18 protein-coding genes are annotated in these 19026 nt (G+C 73.3%); 13 read left to right on the forward strand and 5 right to left on the reverse strand.

Going from position 1 to position 19026, the window contains the following annotated elements:
• Positions 1 to 65: 65 nt before the first annotated feature.
• The 9 genes from DC008_RS25495 to DC008_RS25535 all read left to right on the forward strand — a co-directional run bounded on the left by DC008_RS25495 (position 66) and on the right by DC008_RS25535 (position 12908).
• Positions 66 to 1736, forward strand: a complete 1671-nt coding sequence (locus DC008_RS25495; protein WP_108708942.1) for a PucR family transcriptional regulator — start codon at positions 66 to 68, stop codon at positions 1734 to 1736.
• A gap of 154 nt (positions 1737 to 1890) precedes the next feature.
• The gene (locus tag DC008_RS25500; protein WP_108710848.1) at positions 1891 to 3336 is read left to right on the forward strand and encodes an aldehyde dehydrogenase family protein; all 1446 of its coding nucleotides are present in this window, start codon (positions 1891 to 1893) and stop codon (positions 3334 to 3336) included.
• 257 nt (positions 3337 to 3593) lie between these two features.
• Complete coding sequence (locus tag DC008_RS25505; RefSeq protein ID WP_108708943.1) at positions 3594 to 5528, forward strand: acyl-CoA dehydrogenase family protein; 1935 nt, start codon at positions 3594 to 3596, stop codon at positions 5526 to 5528.
• A gap of 105 nt (positions 5529 to 5633) precedes the next feature.
• Positions 5634 to 6893, forward strand: coding sequence for a 1-deoxy-D-xylulose-5-phosphate reductoisomerase (gene dxr / locus DC008_RS25510; RefSeq protein ID WP_108708944.1), 1260 nt, complete (start codon positions 5634 to 5636; stop codon positions 6891 to 6893).
• A gap of 8 nt (positions 6894 to 6901) precedes the next feature.
• Complete coding sequence (locus DC008_RS25515) at positions 6902 to 8194, forward strand: M50 family metallopeptidase (RefSeq protein ID WP_208646126.1); 1293 nt, start codon at positions 6902 to 6904, stop codon at positions 8192 to 8194.
• Between the two features lie 170 nt (positions 8195 to 8364).
• Positions 8365 to 9522 (forward strand): flavodoxin-dependent (E)-4-hydroxy-3-methylbut-2-enyl-diphosphate synthase, encoded by a 1158-nt coding sequence (gene ispG, locus DC008_RS25520; RefSeq protein ID WP_055623239.1) that lies wholly within the window; start codon positions 8365 to 8367, stop codon positions 9520 to 9522.
• A gap of 118 nt (positions 9523 to 9640) precedes the next feature.
• Positions 9641 to 10489, forward strand: a complete 849-nt coding sequence (locus tag DC008_RS25525; RefSeq protein WP_055623238.1) for a GNAT family N-acetyltransferase — start codon at positions 9641 to 9643, stop codon at positions 10487 to 10489.
• Between the two features lie 76 nt (positions 10490 to 10565).
• On the forward strand, positions 10566 to 11132 hold the full coding sequence (locus DC008_RS25530; protein ID WP_055623237.1) for a GNAT family N-acetyltransferase: 567 nt from the start codon (positions 10566 to 10568) through the stop codon (positions 11130 to 11132).
• 72 nt (positions 11133 to 11204) lie between these two features.
• The gene (locus DC008_RS25535) at positions 11205 to 12908 is read left to right on the forward strand and encodes a proline--tRNA ligase (protein WP_108708946.1); all 1704 of its coding nucleotides are present in this window, start codon (positions 11205 to 11207) and stop codon (positions 12906 to 12908) included.
• 73 nt (positions 12909 to 12981) lie between these two features.
• On the opposite strand, the gene DC008_RS25540 is transcribed toward DC008_RS25535, so the two are convergent.
• The gene (locus tag DC008_RS25540) at positions 12982 to 13227 is read right to left on the reverse strand and encodes a hypothetical protein (protein WP_108708947.1); all 246 of its coding nucleotides are present in this window, start codon (positions 13225 to 13227) and stop codon (positions 12982 to 12984) included.
• A gap of 188 nt (positions 13228 to 13415) precedes the next feature.
• A complete protein-coding gene (locus DC008_RS25545; protein WP_234350895.1) occupies positions 13416 to 13841 on the reverse strand; it encodes a helix-turn-helix domain-containing protein in 426 nt (141 codons plus the stop codon).
• Positions 13842 to 14116: 275 nt separating this feature from the next.
• Here DC008_RS25545 and DC008_RS25550 point away from each other — a divergent pair, with 275 nt between their 5' ends.
• The 4 genes from DC008_RS25550 to DC008_RS25565 all read left to right on the forward strand — a co-directional run bounded on the left by DC008_RS25550 (position 14117) and on the right by DC008_RS25565 (position 16863).
• Positions 14117 to 14710, forward strand: coding sequence for an RNA polymerase sigma factor (locus DC008_RS25550; protein WP_055623233.1), 594 nt, complete (start codon positions 14117 to 14119; stop codon positions 14708 to 14710).
• A complete protein-coding gene (locus DC008_RS25555; RefSeq protein WP_208645979.1) occupies positions 14707 to 15423 on the forward strand; it encodes a BN159_2729 family protein in 717 nt (238 codons plus the stop codon). Before DC008_RS25550 ends, DC008_RS25555 begins: the two co-directional genes overlap by 4 nt.
• Positions 15420 to 16151 carry a WhiB family transcriptional regulator gene (locus DC008_RS25560; protein WP_108708950.1) on the forward strand — a complete coding sequence of 244 codons (732 nt, stop codon included), beginning with the start codon at positions 15420 to 15422 and terminating at the stop codon, positions 16149 to 16151. Before DC008_RS25555 ends, DC008_RS25560 begins: the two co-directional genes overlap by 4 nt.
• A gap of 199 nt (positions 16152 to 16350) precedes the next feature.
• Positions 16351 to 16863 (forward strand): hypothetical protein, encoded by a 513-nt coding sequence (locus DC008_RS25565; RefSeq protein ID WP_108708951.1) that lies wholly within the window; start codon positions 16351 to 16353, stop codon positions 16861 to 16863.
• Positions 16864 to 16961: 98 nt separating this feature from the next.
• Here DC008_RS25565 and DC008_RS25570 read toward each other — a convergent pair whose 3' ends face one another.
• Genes DC008_RS25570 through DC008_RS25580 form a run of 3 tightly spaced genes read right to left on the reverse strand, consistent with a single transcriptional unit; the run spans position 16962 to position 18936 of the window.
• Positions 16962 to 17861, reverse strand: coding sequence for an aminoglycoside phosphotransferase family protein (locus DC008_RS25570; protein WP_108708952.1), 900 nt, complete (start codon positions 17859 to 17861; stop codon positions 16962 to 16964).
• A 50-nt stretch (positions 17862 to 17911) separates the two neighbouring features.
• Positions 17912 to 18394: a ferritin-like domain-containing protein gene (locus tag DC008_RS25575; RefSeq protein ID WP_235074449.1), complete on the reverse strand. Its 483-nt coding sequence runs from the start codon at positions 18392 to 18394 to the stop codon at positions 17912 to 17914.
• Positions 18391 to 18936 (reverse strand): hypothetical protein, encoded by a 546-nt coding sequence (locus DC008_RS25580; RefSeq protein WP_108708953.1) that lies wholly within the window; start codon positions 18934 to 18936, stop codon positions 18391 to 18393. Before DC008_RS25580 ends, DC008_RS25575 begins: the two co-directional genes overlap by 4 nt.
• Positions 18937 to 19026: the final 90 nt, after the last annotated feature.

Below are 19026 nucleotides of genomic sequence, written 5' to 3' on the forward strand. Positions count from 1 at the left end.
CAACTGATCACAGGATCCACCGAAGATCCGGCGATCACACCCCATCACACCGATGTGAAGGCCTCATGCCCCCGACGCTTGCCTCGCTCGTCCACCACTCCGCGCTCAAGCTGACCGTGCGGGCGGGCGCGGACCGCCTGGACGTGCCCGTGCGCTGGGCGCACGTCAGCGAGCTCGCCGACCCCGTCCCTTATATGGAGGGCGGCGAGCTGCTGCTGATCACCGCGCTCCAGCTGGACGCGGAGGACTACGAGGCGATGCGCCGCTATGTCCGGCGGCTGGCCGGGGCCGGGGTGGTCGGGCTCGGCTTCGCGGTCGGCGTGAACTACGAGGAGATCCCGAAGGCGCTGGTCGACGCCGCCGACGAGGAGGGCCTGCCGCTCCTCGAGGTCCCGCGCCGCACCCCCTTCCTCGCCATCAGCAAGGCCGTCTCGGCGGCCATCGCGGCGGAGCAGTACCACGCGGTCACCGCGGGCTTCGCCGCCCAGCGGGAACTGACCCGGCAGGCGCTGGCCTCCGGACCCGAGGGCCTGCTGGCCGCGCTCGCCTCCCAGGTCAACGGCTGGGCGGCGCTGTACGACGCGTCCGGCGCCGTCGTGGCCACCGCCCCCGAGTGGGCCGGGCGGCGGGCGACCCGCCTCACCGCCGACGTGGAGAGGCTGCGGGAGCGGCCTGCGCCGGCGTCCTCCGTGGTCGGCGGCCCCGAGAACGAGGACCGGGTCGAACTGCACAGCCTGGGCACCGGGCGCCGTCCGCGCGCCGCGCTCGCCGTGGGCACCGCCGCCGCGCTCGGCACCGCCGAGCGGTACGCCGTCCACTCGGCGATCGCGCTGCTGACCCTGACCACCGAGCGGTCCCGCTCGCTCCAGGCCGCCGAGCAGCGGGTCGGCGCCGCCGTCCTGCGCATGCTGCTGGCCGGACAGCCCGACCACGCCCGCGCGGTGGCAGGCGGCCTGTACGGCGGTCTGCTGGACGCGCCGTTCCGGGTGATCGTCGCCGAGGCGGCGCCGGTCTCGGCGGCCCGGGTCGTGGACTCGGGCACCCGGGTGGCGCTGACCAAGGCGTCCGCCGCGGCCCTCGTCGTCGCAGCCGACGCCGGCGACCCGCTCGGGGCGCTCACCGAGGTCGTCGAGTCTGCGGCGGCCCGCGCGGGGGAGGCGGTGCTGGTGGTGCCCGAGACGGAGACCGGGCGGCTGGTGGTGCTCGCCTCCGACGGCGGCGCGGCGGTCGCCGCGTGCGGGGAGTACGCGGCGGGCCTGGAGGCGGCGCGCGCGGGGGCCGTACCGGAGCAGCCGGCGGGCGACCAGGACGAACTGGTCGTCGGGCTGTCGGCACCGGCCGGGCCGATCGCCGCGGCCGCCGCCTACAAGCAGGCCGAGCAGGCACTGTCGGTGGCCCGGCGGCGCGGACGGGTGTGCGTGGAGCACGAGCAGCTGGCCTCCGGGTCGGTGCTGCCGCTGCTCGCGGACGACGCGGTCAGGGCGTTCGCCGACGGGCTGCTGCGGGCCCTGCACGAGCACGACGCGACCGGCCGCGGCGATCTGGTGGCCTCGCTGCGGGCGTGGCTGTCCCGGCACGGCCAGTGGGACGCGGCCGCCGCCGACCTGGGCGTCCACCGGCACACCCTGCGCTACCGGATGCGGCGCGTCGAGGAGATCCTCGGGCGCTCCCTGGACGACGCGGACGTGCGCATGGAGCTGTGGCTCGCCCTGAAGGCGACTTCGGCCGAGGAGTAGGACCGGACCGGGCTGCGCCAATCCGTCGAAGCCCGGCACTCCACCAGTACACCCCGGCCAAACACCCGGGTGGCCCGGCGCCCCTACCGTGGGTCTCGACAGACCAGGACACCCCCAACGCGGAAGGGCCGGGACTCACATGCCCCAGCACGATGTGGCAGCCACCCACGCCTTCTGGCTCGCCGGCCGCCAGGTCAGCGGCGAGGACAGCTTCGACGTCACGTCGCCGTGGGACGGCCGTGTCGTCGGCACGGTCAGCGTGCCCACCGACGCGCAGATCGAGGAGGCCGTGGCCGCCGCGTACGCCGTCCGTGACGCGTTCGCCGCCACGCCGGCCCATGTCCGCGCCGCCGCCCTCGACCACGTCAGCAAGCGCCTCGTCGAGCGCACGGAGGAGATCGCCCGGCTGATCTCCGCCGAGAACGGCAAGCCGATCAAGTGGGCCCGCGGCGAGGTCGGCCGTGCCGTGTCCGTCTTCCGCTTCGCGGCCGAGGAGGCCCGCCGGTTCAACGGCGGCGAGGCGCAGCGGCTCGACACCGACGCCGGCGGCCAGGGCCGGCTGGCCCTCACCCGGCGCTTCCCGAAGGGTGTCGTCCTCGGTATCGCGCCCTTCAACTTCCCGCTGAACCTGTGTGCCCACAAGATCGCCCCGGCCATCGCCGCCGGCGCGCCGATCATCCTCAAGCCGGCCCCGGCGACCCCGCTGTCCGGCCTGATCATCGGCGAGCTGCTCGCCGAGACCGACCTCCCGGCCGGCTCCTGGAGCATCCTCCCGGTCCCGAACGACCGGATGCCGGCGCTGGTCCAGGACGAGCGTCTGCCGGTCATCTCCTTCACGGGTTCCGAGAAGGTCGGCTACGCGATCATGGACTCGGTGCCGCGCAAGCACTGCACCCTGGAGCTCGGCGGCAACGGCGCGGCGGTCGTGCTCGCCGACTTCGCCTCCGACGAGGACCTGGACCGGGCCGCGACCCGTATCGCGACCTTCTCCAACTACCAGGGCGGCCAGTCCTGCATCTCCGTGCAGCGCGTCATCGCGGACGCCTCGGTGTACGAGCGGCTGCTGCCGCGCATCGTCGCCGCCGTCGAGGCCCAGGTCACCGGTGACCCGGCCGACGACGCCACCGACGTCGGCCCGCTGGTCAGCGAGGACGCCGCCAAGCGCGTCGAGACCTGGGTGGACGAGGCCATCGCCGCCGGCGCCTCCCTCCTCACGGGCGGCAAGCGCGACGGCGCCTCCTACGCGCCGACCGTCCTCACCGACGTCCCCTCCGACGTCACCCTCGCCTGCGAGGAGGTCTTCGGACCCGTCCTCACCGTGCAGCGGGCCGACGGGGAGGCCGCCGCGTTCGCCGCCGTCAACGACTCCAAGTACGGCCTCCAGGCGGGCGTGTTCACCCACGACCTGCAGGCCGCGTTCCGCGCCCACCGGGCGCTGGAGGTCGGCGGTGTCGTGATCGGCGACGTCCCCTCCTACCGCGCCGACCAGATGCCGTACGGCGGTGCCAAGCAGTCCGGTGTCGGCCGCGAGGGCGTGCGCTTCGCGATGGACGACTACACCTACGAGCGGGTCCTGGTCCTCACCGGCCTCGCTCTCTGACACCACCCTGATCCGAACGGCCGGAGCCCACTGTGCGGGGGCTCCGGCCGTTCGGCGTGCCACCCGTCCGGCCCAGGCCGCCCGCCCGGCCGCGTACGCGGGCCCACCGGCCCGGACGGCCCCCGCGAGCCCGCAGGGGCCGGGAGAACGGCCGCGCGTGGGGTGGTGGCGGCGTCCGTAATCGGGTACATACGATCGGGTAGCACCCGTCGGTAGCCACATGGCCCATGATCCCGATTCGCGGCGAGGTGAGCCTCATGTCCGCAGCACCCCCCAAACCCACCGTCACCGAACGTGAGGCACGGCAGGTCGCCGAGGCGGCCCGCCAGCAGGAGTGGCGCAAGCCGAGCTTCGCCAAGGAGCTGTTCCTCGGCCGGTTCCGCCTCGACCTCATCCACCCGCACCCGATGCCCACGGACGAGGCGACCCAGCGCGGCGAGGAGTTCCTGGCCAAACTGCGCGACTTCGTCGAGACGAAGGTCGACGGCGCCCGCATCGAACGCGAGGCCCGCATCCCCGACGACGTCGTCGACGGGCTCAAGGAGCTCGGCGCCTTCGGCATGAAGATCGACACCAAGTACGGCGGTCTCGGCCTCGGGCAGGTCTACTACAACAAGGCCCTCACCCTGGTCGGCTCGGCGTCCCCGGCGATCGGCGTGCTCCTGTCGGCCCACCAGTCGATCGGCGTACCGCAGCCGCTGAAGCTGTTCGGCAGCCCCGAGCAGAAGGAACGCTTCCTGCCGCGCTGCGCCCGCACCGACATCAGCGCCTTCCTGCTGACCGAGCCCGACGTCGGCTCCGACCCGGCCCGGCTCGCCACCACCGCCGTGCCCGACGGCGACGACTACGTCCTCGACGGCGTGAAGCTGTGGACCACCAACGGCGTCGTCGCCGACCTCCTCGTCGTCATGGCCCGCGTCCCGAAGTCCGAGGGTCACAAGGGCGGCATCACCGCCTTCGTGGTCGAGACCAACTCGCCCGGCATCACCGTCGAGAACCGCAACGCCTTCATGGGGCTGCGCGGCATCGAGAACGGCGTCACCCGCTTCCACCAGGTCCGCGTCCCCGCCGCCCACCGGATCGGCCCCGAGGGCGCCGGCCTGAAGATCGCGCTGACCACGCTGAACACCGGCCGGCTCTCGCTGCCCGCGTCCTGCGTGGCCGCCGGCAAGTGGTGCCTGAAGATCGCCCGCGAGTGGTCGGCGGCCCGCGAGCAGTGGGGCAAGCCCATCGCCCACCACGAGGCCGTCGGCTCGAAGATCTCCTTCATCGCGGCCACCACCTTCGCCCTGGAGGCCGTCACCGACCTCGCCTCCCAGATGGCCGACGAGGACCGCAACGACATCCGGATCGAAGGCGCCCTCGCCAAGCTGTACGCCTCCGAGATGGGCTGGCTCATCGCCGACGAGCTGGTCCAGATCCGCGGCGGCCGGGGCTTCGAGACGGCCGACTCGCTCCGGGCGCGCGGCGAGCGCGGCGTCCCCGCCGAGCAGGTCCTGCGCGATCTGCGGATCAACCGCATCTTCGAGGGCTCGACGGAGATCATGCACCTCCTCATCGCCCGCGAGGCCGTCGACGCCCACCTGTCCGTCGCCGGGGACCTCATCGACCCCGACAAGTCCCTCCAGGACAAGGCGAAGGCGGGCGCGAACGCCGGTGTCTTCTACGCCAAGTGGCTGCCGAAGCTGATCGCCGGACAGGGGCAACTGCCGTACACCTACAGCGAGTTCAAGCAGGGCGTCGACCTCTCCGGGCATCTGCGGTACGTCGAGCGCACCGCCCGCAAGCTCGCCCGGTCCACCTTCTACGGCATGTCCCGCTGGCAGGGCCGGATGGAGACCAAGCAGGGCTTCCTCGGCCGGATCGTCGACATCGGCGCCGAGCTGTTCGCGATGAGCGCCGCCTGTGTCCGCGCCGAGCACCTGCGGGCGCGCGGCGAGCACGGCCGCGAGGCCTACCAGCTCGCCGACGCGTTCTGCCGGCAGTCCCGGCTGCGCGTCGAGGAGCTGTTCGGGCGCCTGTGGTCCAACACCGACGACCTGGACCGCAAGGTCGTCAAGGGCGTGATGTCCGGCACGTACGAGTGGCTGGAGCAGGGCATCGTCGACCCGTCCGACGACGGCGGCGTCTGGATCGCCGACGCCACCCCGGGGCCCAGCACCCACGAGAACGTCCACCGCCCGATCCGCTGACCACCCCCGAGGGGTCACCGCCCGCGGTGGCCCCTCACCGCATCGTCACCCACCGGATGAGGACACGCGGTCCTGTCCGCGTGACGGTACGGCCACAATGGGGGGATGAGCGACAGTCCAGCCTCCCCACTCGCCGACCCGCACCTCGTCTACGACCCGCTGGCGGGCGACGGTCCCAAGGACGTGGTGATCCTCGGCTCCACCGGGTCGATCGGCACCCAGGCCATCGACCTCGTGCTGCGCAACCCCGACCGGTTCCGGGTCACCGCGCTGTCCGCCAACGGCGGCCGGATCGCGCTCCTCGCCGAGCAGGCGCACCGGCTGAAGGTCCGGACCGTCGCCGTCGCCCGCGAGGACGTCGTCCCCGCCCTGCGCGACGCGCTGCGCGAGCGGTACGGCGCCGGGGAGCCGCTGCCCGAGATCCTGGCCGGCCCGGACGCGGCCACCCAGGTCGCCGCCTCCGACTGCCACACCGTCCTCAACGGCATCACCGGCTCCATCGGCCTGGCCCCGACGCTCGCCGCCCTGGAGGCGGGCCGCACCCTCGCGCTCGCCAACAAGGAGTCGCTCATCGTCGGCGGCCCGCTGGTCAAGGCGCTCGCCAAGCCCGGGCAGATCATCCCGGTCGACTCCGAGCACGCCGCCCTCTTCCAGGCGCTGGCGTCCGGCTCGCGCGCGGACGTCCGCAAGCTCGTCGTCACCGCGTCCGGCGGCCCCTTCCGCGGCCGGACCAAGGCCGAGCTGGCCGACGTCACCGTCGAGGACGCCCTCGCCCACCCCACCTGGGCGATGGGCCCGGTCATCACGATCAACTCCGCGACCCTCGTCAACAAGGGGCTGGAGGTGATCGAGGCGCACCTGCTCTACGACATTTCCTTCGACCGCATTGAGGTGGTCGTGCACCCCCAGTCGTATGTCCACTCGATGGTCGAGTTCACCGATGGATCCACGATCGCCCAGGCGACGCCGCCCGACATGCGCGGCCCCATCGCCATCGGGCTGGGCTGGCCCGAGCGCGTCCCGGACGCCGCGCCCACCTTCGACTGGAGCAAGGCGTCGACGTGGGAGTTCTTCCCGCTCGACAACGACGCGTTCCCGTCGGTGAACCTGGCCCGGCACGTGGGCGAGCTCGCGGGCACGGCCCCGGCGGTGTTCAATGCCGCCAACGAGGAGTGCGTCGAGGCCTTCCGGGCCGGCGCACTGCCGTTCAACGGCATCATGGAGACCGTCACGCGGGTGGTGGAGGAGCACGGCACCCCGCGCTCGGGAACTTCGCTGACCGTCGCGGACGTCCTCGAAGCGGAGACCTGGGCCCGCGCACGCGCCCGGGAACTGGCGGCACACACGGCGGAGGCCCGTGCATGACGACCCTGATGTTCATCCTCGGCATAGTGCTGTTCGCGATCGGGCTGCTCTTCTCGATCGCCTGGCACGAGCTGGGGCACCTGTCCACGGCCAAGCTGTTCGGCATCCGTGTGCCGCAGTACATGGTCGGCTTCGGCCCGACCCTCTGGTCGCGGAACAAGGGCGAGACCGAGTACGGCATCAAGGCCATCCCGTTCGGCGGCTACATCCGCATGATCGGCATGTTCCCGCCCGGCCCCGACGGCCGGCTGGAGGCCCGCTCCACCTCGCCGTGGCGCGGGATGATCGAGGACGCGCGCTCCGCGGCCTTCGAGGAGCTGAAGCCGGGCGACGAGAACCGCCTGTTCTACACGCGCAAGCCGTGGAAACGGGTCATCGTGATGTTCGCGGGCCCCTTCATGAACCTGGTGCTCGCGTTCGGCCTGTTCCTCACCGTGCTGATGGGCTTCGGCATCCAGCAGGACACCACCACGGTCAGCTCGGTCTCCCCGTGCGTCATCGCCCAGACCGAGAAGCGCGACACCTGCAAGGCGTCCGACCCGAAGTCCCCGGCCGCGGCCGCGGGCATGAAGGCCGGCGACAAGATCGTCGCCTTCGGCGGTGTGCGCACCGAGGAGTGGAACACCCTCTCCGACCTCATCCGTGACAGCGCCGGCAAGCAGGTGCCGATCGTCGTCGAGCGGGACGGCCGGGAGCTCACCCTCCAGGCGGAGATCGCCACCAACCGGGTCGTGAAGAAGGACGCGAGCGGGGCCTACGTCGAGGGCGAGTACGTCAAGGCCGGCTTCCTCGGCTTCAGCGCGGCCCAGGGCGTCGTCAAACAGGACTTCGGCGACTCGGTGACCTGGATGTCGGACCGGGTCGGCGACGCCGTCGACTCCCTGGTGGCGCTGCCCTCCAAGATCCCCGCCCTGTGGGACGCCGCCTTCGGCGACGGACCCCGCGAGCCGGACTCACCGATGGGCATCGTCGGCGCGGCCCGGGTCAGCGGCGAGATCGCCACCCTCGACATCCCGGCGTCGCAGCAGCTGGCGACCTTCGTCTTCCTGCTGGCCGGGTTCAACCTCTCCCTGTTCCTGTTCAACATGCTCCCGCTGCTGCCGCTCGACGGCGGCCACATCGCGGGCGCCCTGTGGGAGTCGCTGCGCCGCAACCTCGCGCGGGTGCTGCGCCGGCCGGACCCCGGCCCGTTCGACGTGGCCAAGCTCATGCCGGTCGCGTACGTGGTCGCCGGGATCTTCGTCTGCTTCACCCTGCTGGTGCTCGTCGCGGACGTCGTCAACCCGGTCACCATCTCCTAGCAGCACGGCATGGAAGGCGGCCCGGGACTCCGAGTCCCGGGCCGCCTTCCATCGAGTGGGTTTACGGGGGCGTGATGTGTGGTCGTGTGCGCCGGTGCCGTAATCTCGAAGCCCGGAGCCCGCTGCTGACGGGACCGGACCTTGATCCACGACTTGGGGTTGCACAGCAGATGACTGCGATTTCTCTCGGCATGCCGTCCGTTCCGACCAAGCTCGCCGAGCGCCGCAAGAGCCGGCAGATCCAGGTCGGGTCCGTCGCGGTCGGCGGGGACGCACCCGTGTCGGTGCAGTCGATGACGACGACCCGGACGTCCGACATCGGTGCCACCCTGCAGCAGATCGCGGAGCTGACGGCGTCGGGCTGTCAGATCGTGCGGGTGGCGTGTCCGACGCAGGACGACGCGGACGCGCTGTCGACGATCGCGCGGAAGTCGCAGATCCCGGTGATCGCGGACATCCACTTCCAGCCGAAGTACGTGTTCGCGGCGATCGAGGCGGGCTGCGCGGCGGTGCGGGTGAACCCGGGCAACATCAAGCAGTTCGACGACAAGGTGAAGGAGATCGCGCGGGCCGCGAAGGACCACGGCACCCCGATCCGTATCGGCGTCAACGCCGGCTCCCTCGACCGGCGTCTGCTCCAGAAGTACGGCAAGGCGACCCCCGAGGCCCTGGTCGAGTCGGCGCTGTGGGAGGCGTCGCTCTTCGAGGAGCACGACTTCCGGGACATCAAGATCTCCGTGAAGCACAACGACCCGGTCGTGATGATCGAGGCGTACAAGCAGCTCGCGGCCCAGTGCGACTACCCGCTGCATCTCGGTGTGACCGAGGCGGGCCCGGCGTTCCAGGGCACCATCAAGAGCGCGGTGGCCTTCGGCGCGCTCCTCTCCCAGGGCATCGGCGACACCATCCGCGTCTCCCTGTCGGCCCCGCCGGCCGAGGAGGTCAAGGTCGGCCTGCAGATCCTGGAGTCCCTGAACCTCAAGCAGCGCGGCCTGGAGATCGTCTCCTGCCCGTCCTGCGGCCGCGCCCAGGTCGACGTCTACAAGCTGGCCGAAGAGGTCACCGCCGGTCTCACCGGCATGGAGGTCCCCCTGCGCGTCGCCGTCATGGGCTGTGTCGTCAACGGCCCCGGCGAGGCCCGCGAGGCCGACCTCGGCGTCGCCTCCGGCAACGGCAAGGGCCAGATCTTCGTCAAGGGCGAGGTCATCAAGACCGTCCCCGAGTCCAAGATCGTCGAGACCCTCATCGAGGAGGCCATGAAGCTGGCCGAGCAGATGGAGGCCGACGGCGTCCCCAGCGGCGAGCCCTCCATCGCGGTCGCCGGCTGACCGCCCGCTCCGGCACCGCCCCCGGCCGGGACCACCGGTCACGACCGCGGGGCGGCACTGCACAGATTCCGCGGGTACAGTGCGGGGACCAGCAGAACCCCAGCGTGAGGCCCCGCACGTGTTGACCCAGACCACCTCACGGGTGCTCGAACCGAGTGACCTGGACGCCGCGCTCGCCGTCCTCGACCGCGAGCCGGTCGCCAACGCCTTCGTGACGTCCCGCGTCCAGGTCGCCGGCCTCGACCCCTGGCGCCTCGGCGGCGAGATGTGGGGCTGGTACGACGACGGCATGCTGACGTCCCTGTGCTACGCGGGCGCCAACCTCGTCCCCATCTGCGCCACCCCGCGCGCCGTGCGCGCCTTCGCGGACCGAGCCCGCCGGGCCGGCCGCCGCTGCTCCTCCATCGTCGGGCCCGCCGAGCCCACCGCCCAGCTGTGGCGGCTGCTGGAACCCACCTGGGGACCGGCCCGCGAGGTCCGCGCCCACCAGCCGCTCATGGTCACCGACCACATGCCGGCCGACATCGCCCCCGACCCGTACGTCCGCCGCATCCGCAAGGACGAGATGGAGACGATCCTCCCGGCGTGCGTGGCCATGTTCACCGAGGAGGTCGGCGTCTCGCCGCTCGCGGGCGACGGCGGCCTGCTCTACCAGGCCAGGGTCGCCGAACTCGTCGGTTCCGGCCGCTCCTTCGCCCGCCTCGATCAGAACGGCAAGGTCGTCTTCAAGGCGGAGATCGGCGCCGCGACCGACCGCGCCTGCCAGATCCAGGGCGTCTGGGTGGCCCCCGAGTACCGCGGCCAGGGACTCGCGGCACCCGGCATGGCCGCCGTCCTGCGCTACGCCCTGGCGGACGTGGCCCCGGTCGCCAGCCTCTACGTCAACGACTTCAACACCGCGGCCCGGCGGACGTACCAGAGGGTGGGGTTCCAGGAGGTCGGCGCCTTCATGAGCGTCCTGTTCTGACCGGCCCGCACCGCCCCCCCGGCGACGGCGGGCGGCACCACGACCTCGGCAGGTCATTGCTTGTAGGCTCCCCACCATGCGCCTTCCCGGTCACGCACACCGCCGCCACCCCGACGACATCGTGATCGGCCCCCTCGACCTCCCGGCCCGGGTCGACGAGGCCCTCGCCGTCCAGGCGGTGGCGTTCGGACTCGGCGCCGACGAAGTCGCCGTACGCCGCCAGATCGTCCTGCGCCACATGACCTACCCCGGCGCCCGCGCCCTCGGCGCCACCACCGAGGGCGACCGCCTCGTCGGCTTCGTCTACGGCATGCCCAACAGCCGCGGCCACTGGTGGTCCACGGTGGTGGAGCCGTATCTGCGCGCCCAGGGCCTCGACGACTGGCTCGACGACTCCTTCGTCATCACCGAGCTGCACGTCCACCCCGGCTACCAGAACCGCGGCGTGGGCCGCGCCCTGATCACCACCATCACGGACAGCGCCGACGAGCCCCGCTCGATCCTCTCCGCGATCGACATCGAGAGCCCCGCCCGGGGCCTCTACCGCTCCCTCGGCTACCAGGACCTCGCCCGCCGCGTCCTGTTCCCCAGCGCCCCGAAGCCGTACGCCGTGATGGGCGCCCCGCTGCCGCTGCGCCGTTAACCGATTTCCACCGTCCCGTCCCGCCCGGCTAACCTCCTGCCATCAACCACATCCGGCAGGAGTACGAGAACCATGGCGAAAGCACCGGTCCAGCGCATGTCCCAGTTGATGGCGAAGACGCTGCGCGACGACCCGGCGGACGCCGAGGTCCTCAGCCACAAGCTGCTGGTCCGCGCCGGCTACGTCCGTCGCACGGCGGCCGGCATCTGGTCCTGGCTGCCCCTCGGGAAGCGGGTCCTGGCCAACGTGGAGCGCATCGTCCGCGAGGAGATGGACGCCATCGGCGCCCAGGAGGTGCTGCTGCCCGCCCTGCTGCCGCGTGAGCCCTACGACGCCACGGGCCGCTGGGACGAGTACGGCCAGGAGCTGTTCCGGCTCAAGGACCGCAAGGGCGGCGACTACCTGCTCGGCCCGACCCACGAGGAGATCTTCACCCTGCTGGTGAAGGACCAGGCGTCCTCCTACAAGGACCTGCCGGTCATCCTCTACCAGATCCAGCACAAGTACCGCGACGAGGCCCGCCCCCGGGCCGGCATCCTGCGCGGCCGCGAGTTCCTGATGAAGGACTCCTACTCCTTCGACACGGACGACGAGGGCCTCGCGCAGTCCTACGCCCTGCACCGCCAGGCCTACCAGCGCGTGTTCGAGCGCCTGGGCCTGGACTACCGCATCTGCGCGGCGACCGCCGGCGCGATGGGCGGCTCGAAGTCGGAGGAGTTCCTGGCCCCCGCCGAGGCCGGCGAGGACACCTTCGCCGACTGCCCGAACTGCGACTTCGCGGCGAACACCGAGGCGATCACCTACGAGCTGAAGCCCGTCGAGGCCGCCGACGTGCCCGCGCTGGAGGAGATCCCCACCCCGGACACCCCGACCATCGAGACCCTCGCCGCCCACCTCGGCGTCCCGGCCTCGGCCACCCTGAAGAACCTCCTGGTCAAGGTCGACGGCGAGATCGTCGCCGTCGGTGTCCCCGGTGACCGCGAGGTCGACATCGACAAGGTCGAGGCGCACTTCGCCCCGTCCGTCGTCGAGATGGTCACCGAGGCGGACTTCGCCGAGCGCCCCGACCTGGTGCGCGGCTACGTCGGCCCGCAGGGCCTGGGCGAGAAGGTCACCTACCTCGCCGACCCGCGCGTGGCCCCCGGCACCTCCTGGATCACGGGCGCCAACAAGGAGGGCACGCACGCGAAGAACGTCGTCGCGGGCCGTGACTTCGAGGTCGACACGTACGTCGACGTCGTGGTCGTCCAGGAGGGCGACCCCTGCCCCAAGTGCGGCACCGGCCTGAAGCTGGACCGCGCCATCGAGATCGGCCACATCTTCCAGCTGGGCCGCAAGTACGCCGACGCCCTCAAGCTCGACGTCCTCGGCCAGAACGGCAAGCCGGTCCGCGTCACCATGGGCTCGTACGGCATCGGCGTCTCCCGCGCGGTCGCCGCGCTCGCCGAGCAGACCGCCGACGACAAGGGCCTGTGCTGGCCCGCCGAGGTCGCCCCGGCCGACGTCCACGTGGTCGCCGCCGGCAAGGCCCTGCAGACCGAACTGGCCCTCGACGTGTCCGAGAAGCTGTCCGCGGCCGGTCTGCGGGTGCTGTGCGACGACCGTGCCGGTGTCTCGCCGGGCGTGAAGTTCACCGACTCGGAGCTGATCGGCGTCCCGCAGATCCTGGTGGCCGGGCGCCGCGCCGCCGAGGGCGTCGTCGAGCTGAAGGACCGCAGGACCGGTGAGCGCGAGGAGCTGACGGTCGACGAGGCGATCGCCCGTCTGACCGCCTGACCGTCCGTTCGGTCACGGGCCGTTCCCCGGCGTGGGGGAGCGGCCCGTGACCGCTTGCGGGACCGGCGAGGGTTCAGCCGGCTTCGGCGGCGAGCACCCGGGGCAGCAGCTCATGGGGGAGCTCGACACCCATGCCGCAGAAGCAGCGCAGCGGTCCGCCCCGGGATGCGGGAGCCCCCAGGTCGACGATGAGGATGTCCGCCACTTCTCGGAGCACGTCACCCGCCGGCGCGCTGCGGGCCACCCGGATGCTGACCTCGTCGGGGTCCCAGACCGCGATGCTCGCCAGACCGTCCGTCACGGCAATGCGAACGCACACAACTGCCTCCCCAGGAATGCGCTACGGCACGAGCGTTCCGCTCCGGGAGGTCAGCGGCTGACTGATGGTACCGATGTGTGTGGGGTTCGTGAGGACTTTCGTCATATTCTTCCGGGGCGCGCCCGGTGTCCGGTAGAGCCCCGGGAGGTGAGCGGCTCTCACCGCGCGCCGACAGTACGGCGCTGACCTCACACGATGCGGCTGACCTGAAGCATCGCCTCGGCGTCCTTCAGCAGGGCGCGCTGCCGTGACTCCGGCAATTGCCGGTACAGCTTCAGCAGCCGGGCCTCGCGCTCGTCGCCGCTGGGGCCCGGCACCGGCCGGCCCACGGCCTCGAAGAACTCCCGGGGGGTCGTGCGCACGCCCCAGCGCCGGAACACGTCGACCATGGCGCGCAGCTTCTCGGGGTCGATGCGGGAGGTGCCGCGGGTGCGGTTCATCCAGGCGTTGAGCGTCGGGTACGAGATGCCGGACTCCGCGGCCAGATCCTTCTGCGTCCGGTCGGGCACCTGGGCGAGCAGACGTTCGAGCAGGGCCGCCAGGTCCTCGTCCCCGTGCTGGGCATGCCGACGGGGTTCGGGATCTGCTGGGGGGCGGCTCCGCTGGTTCGTCACGCTCAGAGGATCGGCCATCAATATCTACAAGCGCAAGTAGATCGCAGATCGGCGCCGGGTCTTCGGGCGCACGCCGGAGCGTTCCGGGGGAGCCGGTGCTCCTGTGCGCCCCGCCCGCGCCCTCAAGTCTCACGCTCCGTAGGCTTCTTGACACGATATGCATCTACATGAAGACTGTAGACGCCCTGGGAGGGGATCGCGGGTTTCCGTCGTGGCCTGCGCACGTCCCGTCGAAGAATCTACATCTACATGTGTATTGCAGAGGAGAAGCCGTCGTGTCCCAGCCGGACCACCTCACCACCGCCCCGGCCGCCGGCCCGGAGCCCGAACTGGTCGCCCGGGCCCGCGCGGGCGACCGGGAGGCGTTCGCCGCCCTGTACTTCGAGCACTATCGCGCCGTCTACGCGTTCCTCCTGGTTCGCACCCGCAACAGACATCTGGCCGAGGACCTCACCCAGGAGGTGTTCGTCCGCGCACTGCGCCGCATCGGCACCTTCCACTGGCAGGGCACCGCCTTCGCCGGGTGGCTCACCACGATCGCCAAGAACCTCTGGCTCGACGAACTCGGGCGCGGACGCACGCGCTGGGAGACCCCGGTCGCCGAGTTCGACGACCCCCGCGACACCCATCGCGGCACCGAGGCGCTCGTCCTGCGCGAACTGGACGCCGTCGAGGCCCAGGAGACCGTCCACACCGCCCTGCACCGCCTCAACCCCCACCAGCGGCACTGCCTGGAACTGCGCTTCCTGGACGAACTGTCCGCGCAGGAGACCGCGTTGGCCATGGGGCGCAGCGTCGGTGCGGTCAAGACCCTGACCTACCGGGCCCTGCGGAAACTGCGCTGGTCGACGGAGGCGGTGTCCGCGTGAACGCCACCCGCCCGCGCGTCGCCGGCGTGATCGGCCGGATCCCGCGGCCCGCGGACCCCGAACGAGCCGCCGCACCCGTACGGCTCCTCACCGGCCCCGGCCGCCCTCCGGTCGTGGTCCTGCACCGTACGGCGGACGGAGGCTGGTCCCGCGGGCCCCGCCCGCTCACCGAACTGGAGCGCAAGGCCCTCGCCTGGGACGCCGCGTGCGCCCGCGCCCGCTCCGTCGCCCGCGCGGTCGCACGCCACCTCGCCGGGCACGCGGGCCCCTCCGACGTCCGCGTGGACGGCGACCGGGTCCGGGTCGTGCTGCGCGTGGACGGCGCCGAGTGCTGGGCCCGCTGGCGCGCCTACTTCCAGATCACGGTCGTCGGCGAGGGCAGCCGCCCGCACACCCTGGTCGGCGACGGCGAACGCGACGGCGTGCGCGTCACGGTCGTCGCCCACGGCGCCGCGACGGGCCGGCGGGGGCGCCGCCCCTTCCGCGTCGGTGACGCCACCTACGACCTGGCCGCACCGCTGCGCGACGCGTACGGCGACGTCTGGTACTACCAGGGCTGCCGACGGCCCGACGGGATGCCGCTGCTCTCCCTGGACGGGCGGCCCGAACGCTGCTCCCTGGCGAATGTGGCGGCCCATCTGGGCCCCCTGTCCGCGGTGCGCGACACCGATCGCGCCGAGGACCGCACGTCCCCGTCCGAGCCGGCCGGATGACCCCGGCGGTATCCGACGGCGGATCACGGGTCTGGGAACTGCGCGCGGCCTGCCGGGAGTGGGACGCCGATCTGTGGTTCACCCGGCGCACCTGGCCCCTCGCGGTCGCGATCTGCACGCTGTGCCCCGTGCTCGAACCCTGCCGGGCCGCCGTGCTGCGCCGGGAGCGCGGCCTTCCCCGCTGCCGCCGGCAGGGCGTCGTCGCGGGCCTGACCGGCCCCCAACGGCACGCCCTGGAACAGGCGGACCACGGCTCACCCGGCTCTCCGGTCCCGGCCGAGCTTCCGGGTGAGCGTCCCGCCGGGCCGTCCGCGCCCGCACGTTCCGCCGTGGCACCTCGGCCCGCGTCGACGGCCGCGCCCGAACCAGCGCGGTCCCGCCCGGGGGAGGCGCTCCCGACCGCCGCTGTCGCCGCCGACCGGCCTCCGCCGAAGGCGGCCGTCGCGTCCGGGGACACCTCACCGGACCCGGCGCCGCCCCAGGCTTCGCGCCCCGGGTCCGACGAGGCGCCCCCGTCCCCACCCCCGCCCGACCGGCGTACGTCCGAGCGAGGCGATGCGCCCTCGCGCATACGCCCGGCGCCCTGTGGCACGCGCGCCGCCTACCAGCGGCATCTACGGCGGGGCGAACCCGTCGACGCGGCGTGCCGGGCCGCCAACACCTATGAGGCCGGGCGCTATCGCCGTACCGGCACCACCCGTGCCCGCCCCCCGCGTCCGCCCGCCTGACCCGCGTCCGCCCAGGACCTGCCGCCGCACCCAGCCGCAGCCCGTTCGCCGACCGTCTCCGGAGAACCGCATGTCCAGGCCCTCCGCGCCCTCGCCCCGCGCACCTCTCCCGCGCCGCCGCCCGCCCCTGTCCGCGTGCCGCGCCGCGGTGCCCGGCGGTCCGGCCGCGCGCCGTCCGCCCACCGCCACGGAGTCCCCCATGCCCACGTCCCCCTCGTCCCCGCCGCCCGAGGGACCCGCGCCCGGCGACCCCCGGCCACCGGGACGCCTGCGCCGGGCGGCCGCCGCGCTGTGGCGGGGTCTCCGGGTGGGCGACCGGCCCCGGAAGGGGAGCGACCGGGAGCTGGAGCTGTGCCGGCAGGAGCGCGACCGCTGGCAGCGGTACGCCGACTCCTACGAGCGGGACCTGACCCGGGTACGGCTCGAGCGCGCCCAGCTCCTCGCCTGGCTGGCAGCGCTGCACCCGGCGAGCGCCGTCCTCGTCCGGGGCGCGGACGGCATCCACCAGCTGCGCATCGAGGCCGGCGGGCGCCAGCTGTCATGGCCGTTGCACCCGGCCGACCTGGGGCAGTTCGCGCACATCCCGTACGCGCGCCACGGCTCGGGACCGTACGGCCGTACGCGCTGGGACCAGGCGGCCCATCTGCGGCGGCACACCCGGCTGCTGGCCATGGAGGGCATGCTGTTCACGACGGCCCCCGACGACCGCTGACACACCCGCCGGACTCCGGCCGGCAGGCTCGGGAGGCACGTCGGCCGGACCCACCGCGCCCCCCTGCGAGAGCTCCCCGCAGGGGGGCGCGGCTCGGCCTACAGCCAGCTCGCGAACTCCAGGAGCAGTTCGGCGTCCTGGGGGCGTCCGACCCGCAGGGCCCGTACGCCCGACTCCACCGCGCGGAACAGGGTCCAGCCGCGCAGCCGTTCCTGGTCGACCTCCAGGGACTCCGCGAGGCGCTTGACCCGGCGGCGGGTCGTCGAGGCCCCCGACGGCGAGGCGATCAGATCCTCCACCCGGTCCCGCACCAGCCGCGCCAGATCGAACGCGCACTCGCCGACCACCGGGTCCGGCCCCACGGCCAGCCATGGCATGCGCTCCCCGGCGAGGACCTTGCTCTGCCGGAACGTGCCGTGCAGCAGCTGCCGTTCCGGAGGCGCCGCCAGCAGTTCGTCGCGGGCCGCGAGCGCGGCGTCGACCAGCGCGCTCACGTCGGCGTGCCGGGACGCGGTCGCGCGCATCGCCTCGGCCTGGCGTTCCGTCCGCTCCGCCACCGTCTCGAAGGGATGCCCCTCCGGGGGCTCCACCCACAGCCGGCGCAGCGTCCCCGCCGCCTCCAGCAGCGCCTTCGCCTCCGGCAGCGACCGCACCGACCGGTCCGGGCGCAGCCGCTCAAGGAGCAGCACGCCCTCCGTCACGAACGGCTCGAGCAGTTGGACGGCACCCGTGCCGCCCCAGTGCGCGAGCGCGGCCCGCTCACTCTCCGGGCGTGCGCGCGGCGGCGCCAGCTTCAGCACGGCCGGGGTGTCGTCGGCCCGCCGGACCAGCACCACCAGACTGCTGCGCCCGCCCGGCAGCTGCACCCGCTCCACGGTCAACTCGCGCTGTTCGACGGCCTCCCGGGTCGCCTGCGGCAGCCTCTCCAGCCAGGCGTCACCGTCCGGCGCCGTCTCACCGAGCGCCCTCACCAGACGCTGCGGCGGTTCGAAAGCCATGCGCGAGTCGTCCCCTTCCGTCCTGCCCGTCGGTGTCCCTGCGGCCCGCGTCACGCGGGGGGCGCCGCCGGCGCGGAGGACGTGTCCGCCCGCTCGGCGAGCCCAGGGAAGGCTACGCTCTCGCCCCGCCAGCGCACCGCCCGCACCGCCGCCTCCCGCAGCGCCTCGGCGGCCGTACCGCGCAGCGCGCCCCGGGCCGCCCGCACCAGATCCGCGTAGACACCGGCCAGCCGGCTCTCCAGCTCGGCGGCGAACAGCACCGCCGTCGCCCGGTCCGTCACCGGGAACGGCAGCGCGTACCCGGCGCTCGCGGCGACCGGGTCGGCGCCCAGGTCGCGCACCTCGCGCGCCAGCGCGTCCCGCCGCGCGCGGTGGGCGTCGTACGCGGCCCGCGCGTCGGAGCGCCGGTCCTCGCCGATCCGCCCGCCGACCACGCCGTACCCGTAGACGGCGGCGTGCTCAGCGGCCAGGGCCGCCTGAAGCGCCGTCACCGTCTCCTTGCCGGCCTTGCCCGCCTTGTCGGTGTCGCTCACCTGGCACCCTCCGTCAGCAGGAACGCGTGCGCGGCCCCGGCGGCCGCCACCGACGCGAGCAGCCGTGCCAGTTCACCCGGCAGACCCGGCAGCGCCTTCGCCCGTTCGTCGGCGAGCGTCCGTTCGGCGGCGGCGAGTTCGGTGAGCGCGTCCCGCTGGTCCGCGGGAACCGCCCGCACCGAGGCGGACGGTGACGCGGAGGCGGAGGGGGGCGGGGTGGCCGACGGGGAGGACGACGGGCCGGACGCGCCCCCGCCGAACGCCTCCGCGTGCCGTACCGCCTCCGCCCGCAGGGGGGCCACCAGCCGCTCCACCGCCGGATGGGCGGCGAGGACGGCGTCGTACCGGGCGACCAGGTCCTCGCTGTCCCGGGCCGCACGCGCGCGTGCCCGCTCGGCGAGCGACGGACTGCCGCCCGTACCGCCGTCCGGGTCGGCGGGACCGGCGGAGCAGCCCGCCAGCAGCGCGGCGCCCGCGGCCGAGGCGAGCAGGGTTCTTCTGCGCGGCCCCGGGAGGGCGCGCGGGGGCGGGGGGTACGGCACGGGCGACTTCCTCAGGGGAGTTCGTACGAAAGCACTTGCGACGGCGGCTGCCCGGTCAGCGGGCCGCGTGCCCGTGATCACCGTACCCGC

The sequence above is a fragment of the Streptomyces nigra genome, assembly GCF_003074055.1.
GTDB lineage: Bacteria > Actinomycetota > Actinomycetes > Streptomycetales > Streptomycetaceae > Streptomyces > Streptomyces nigra.

What these genes read in the sequence shown, in the direction of transcription:
- DC008_RS25495 (WP_108708942.1), top strand. Translation starts at nt 66, where the DNA reads ATGCCCCCGACGCTTGCCTCGCTCGTCCACCACTCCGCGCTCAAGCTG.
- DC008_RS25505 (WP_108708943.1), top strand. Translation starts at nt 3,594, where the DNA reads ATGTCCGCAGCACCCCCCAAACCCACCGTCACCGAACGTGAGGCACGG.
- dxr (WP_108708944.1), top strand. Translation starts at nt 5,634, where the DNA reads ATGAGCGACAGTCCAGCCTCCCCACTCGCCGACCCGCACCTCGTCTAC.
- DC008_RS25515 (WP_208646126.1), top strand. Translation starts at nt 6,902, where the DNA reads ATGTTCATCCTCGGCATAGTGCTGTTCGCGATCGGGCTGCTCTTCTCG.
- ispG (WP_055623239.1), top strand. Translation starts at nt 8,365, where the DNA reads ATGACTGCGATTTCTCTCGGCATGCCGTCCGTTCCGACCAAGCTCGCC.
- DC008_RS25530 (WP_055623237.1), top strand. Translation starts at nt 10,566, where the DNA reads ATGCGCCTTCCCGGTCACGCACACCGCCGCCACCCCGACGACATCGTG.
- DC008_RS25535 (WP_108708946.1), top strand. Translation starts at nt 11,205, where the DNA reads ATGGCGAAAGCACCGGTCCAGCGCATGTCCCAGTTGATGGCGAAGACG.
- DC008_RS25560 (WP_108708950.1), top strand. Translation starts at nt 15,420, where the DNA reads ATGACCCCGGCGGTATCCGACGGCGGATCACGGGTCTGGGAACTGCGC.
- DC008_RS25565 (WP_108708951.1), top strand. Translation starts at nt 16,351, where the DNA reads ATGCCCACGTCCCCCTCGTCCCCGCCGCCCGAGGGACCCGCGCCCGGC.
- DC008_RS25570 (WP_108708952.1), bottom strand. Translation starts at nt 17,861, where the DNA reads ATGGCTTTCGAACCGCCGCAGCGTCTGGTGAGGGCGCTCGGTGAGACG.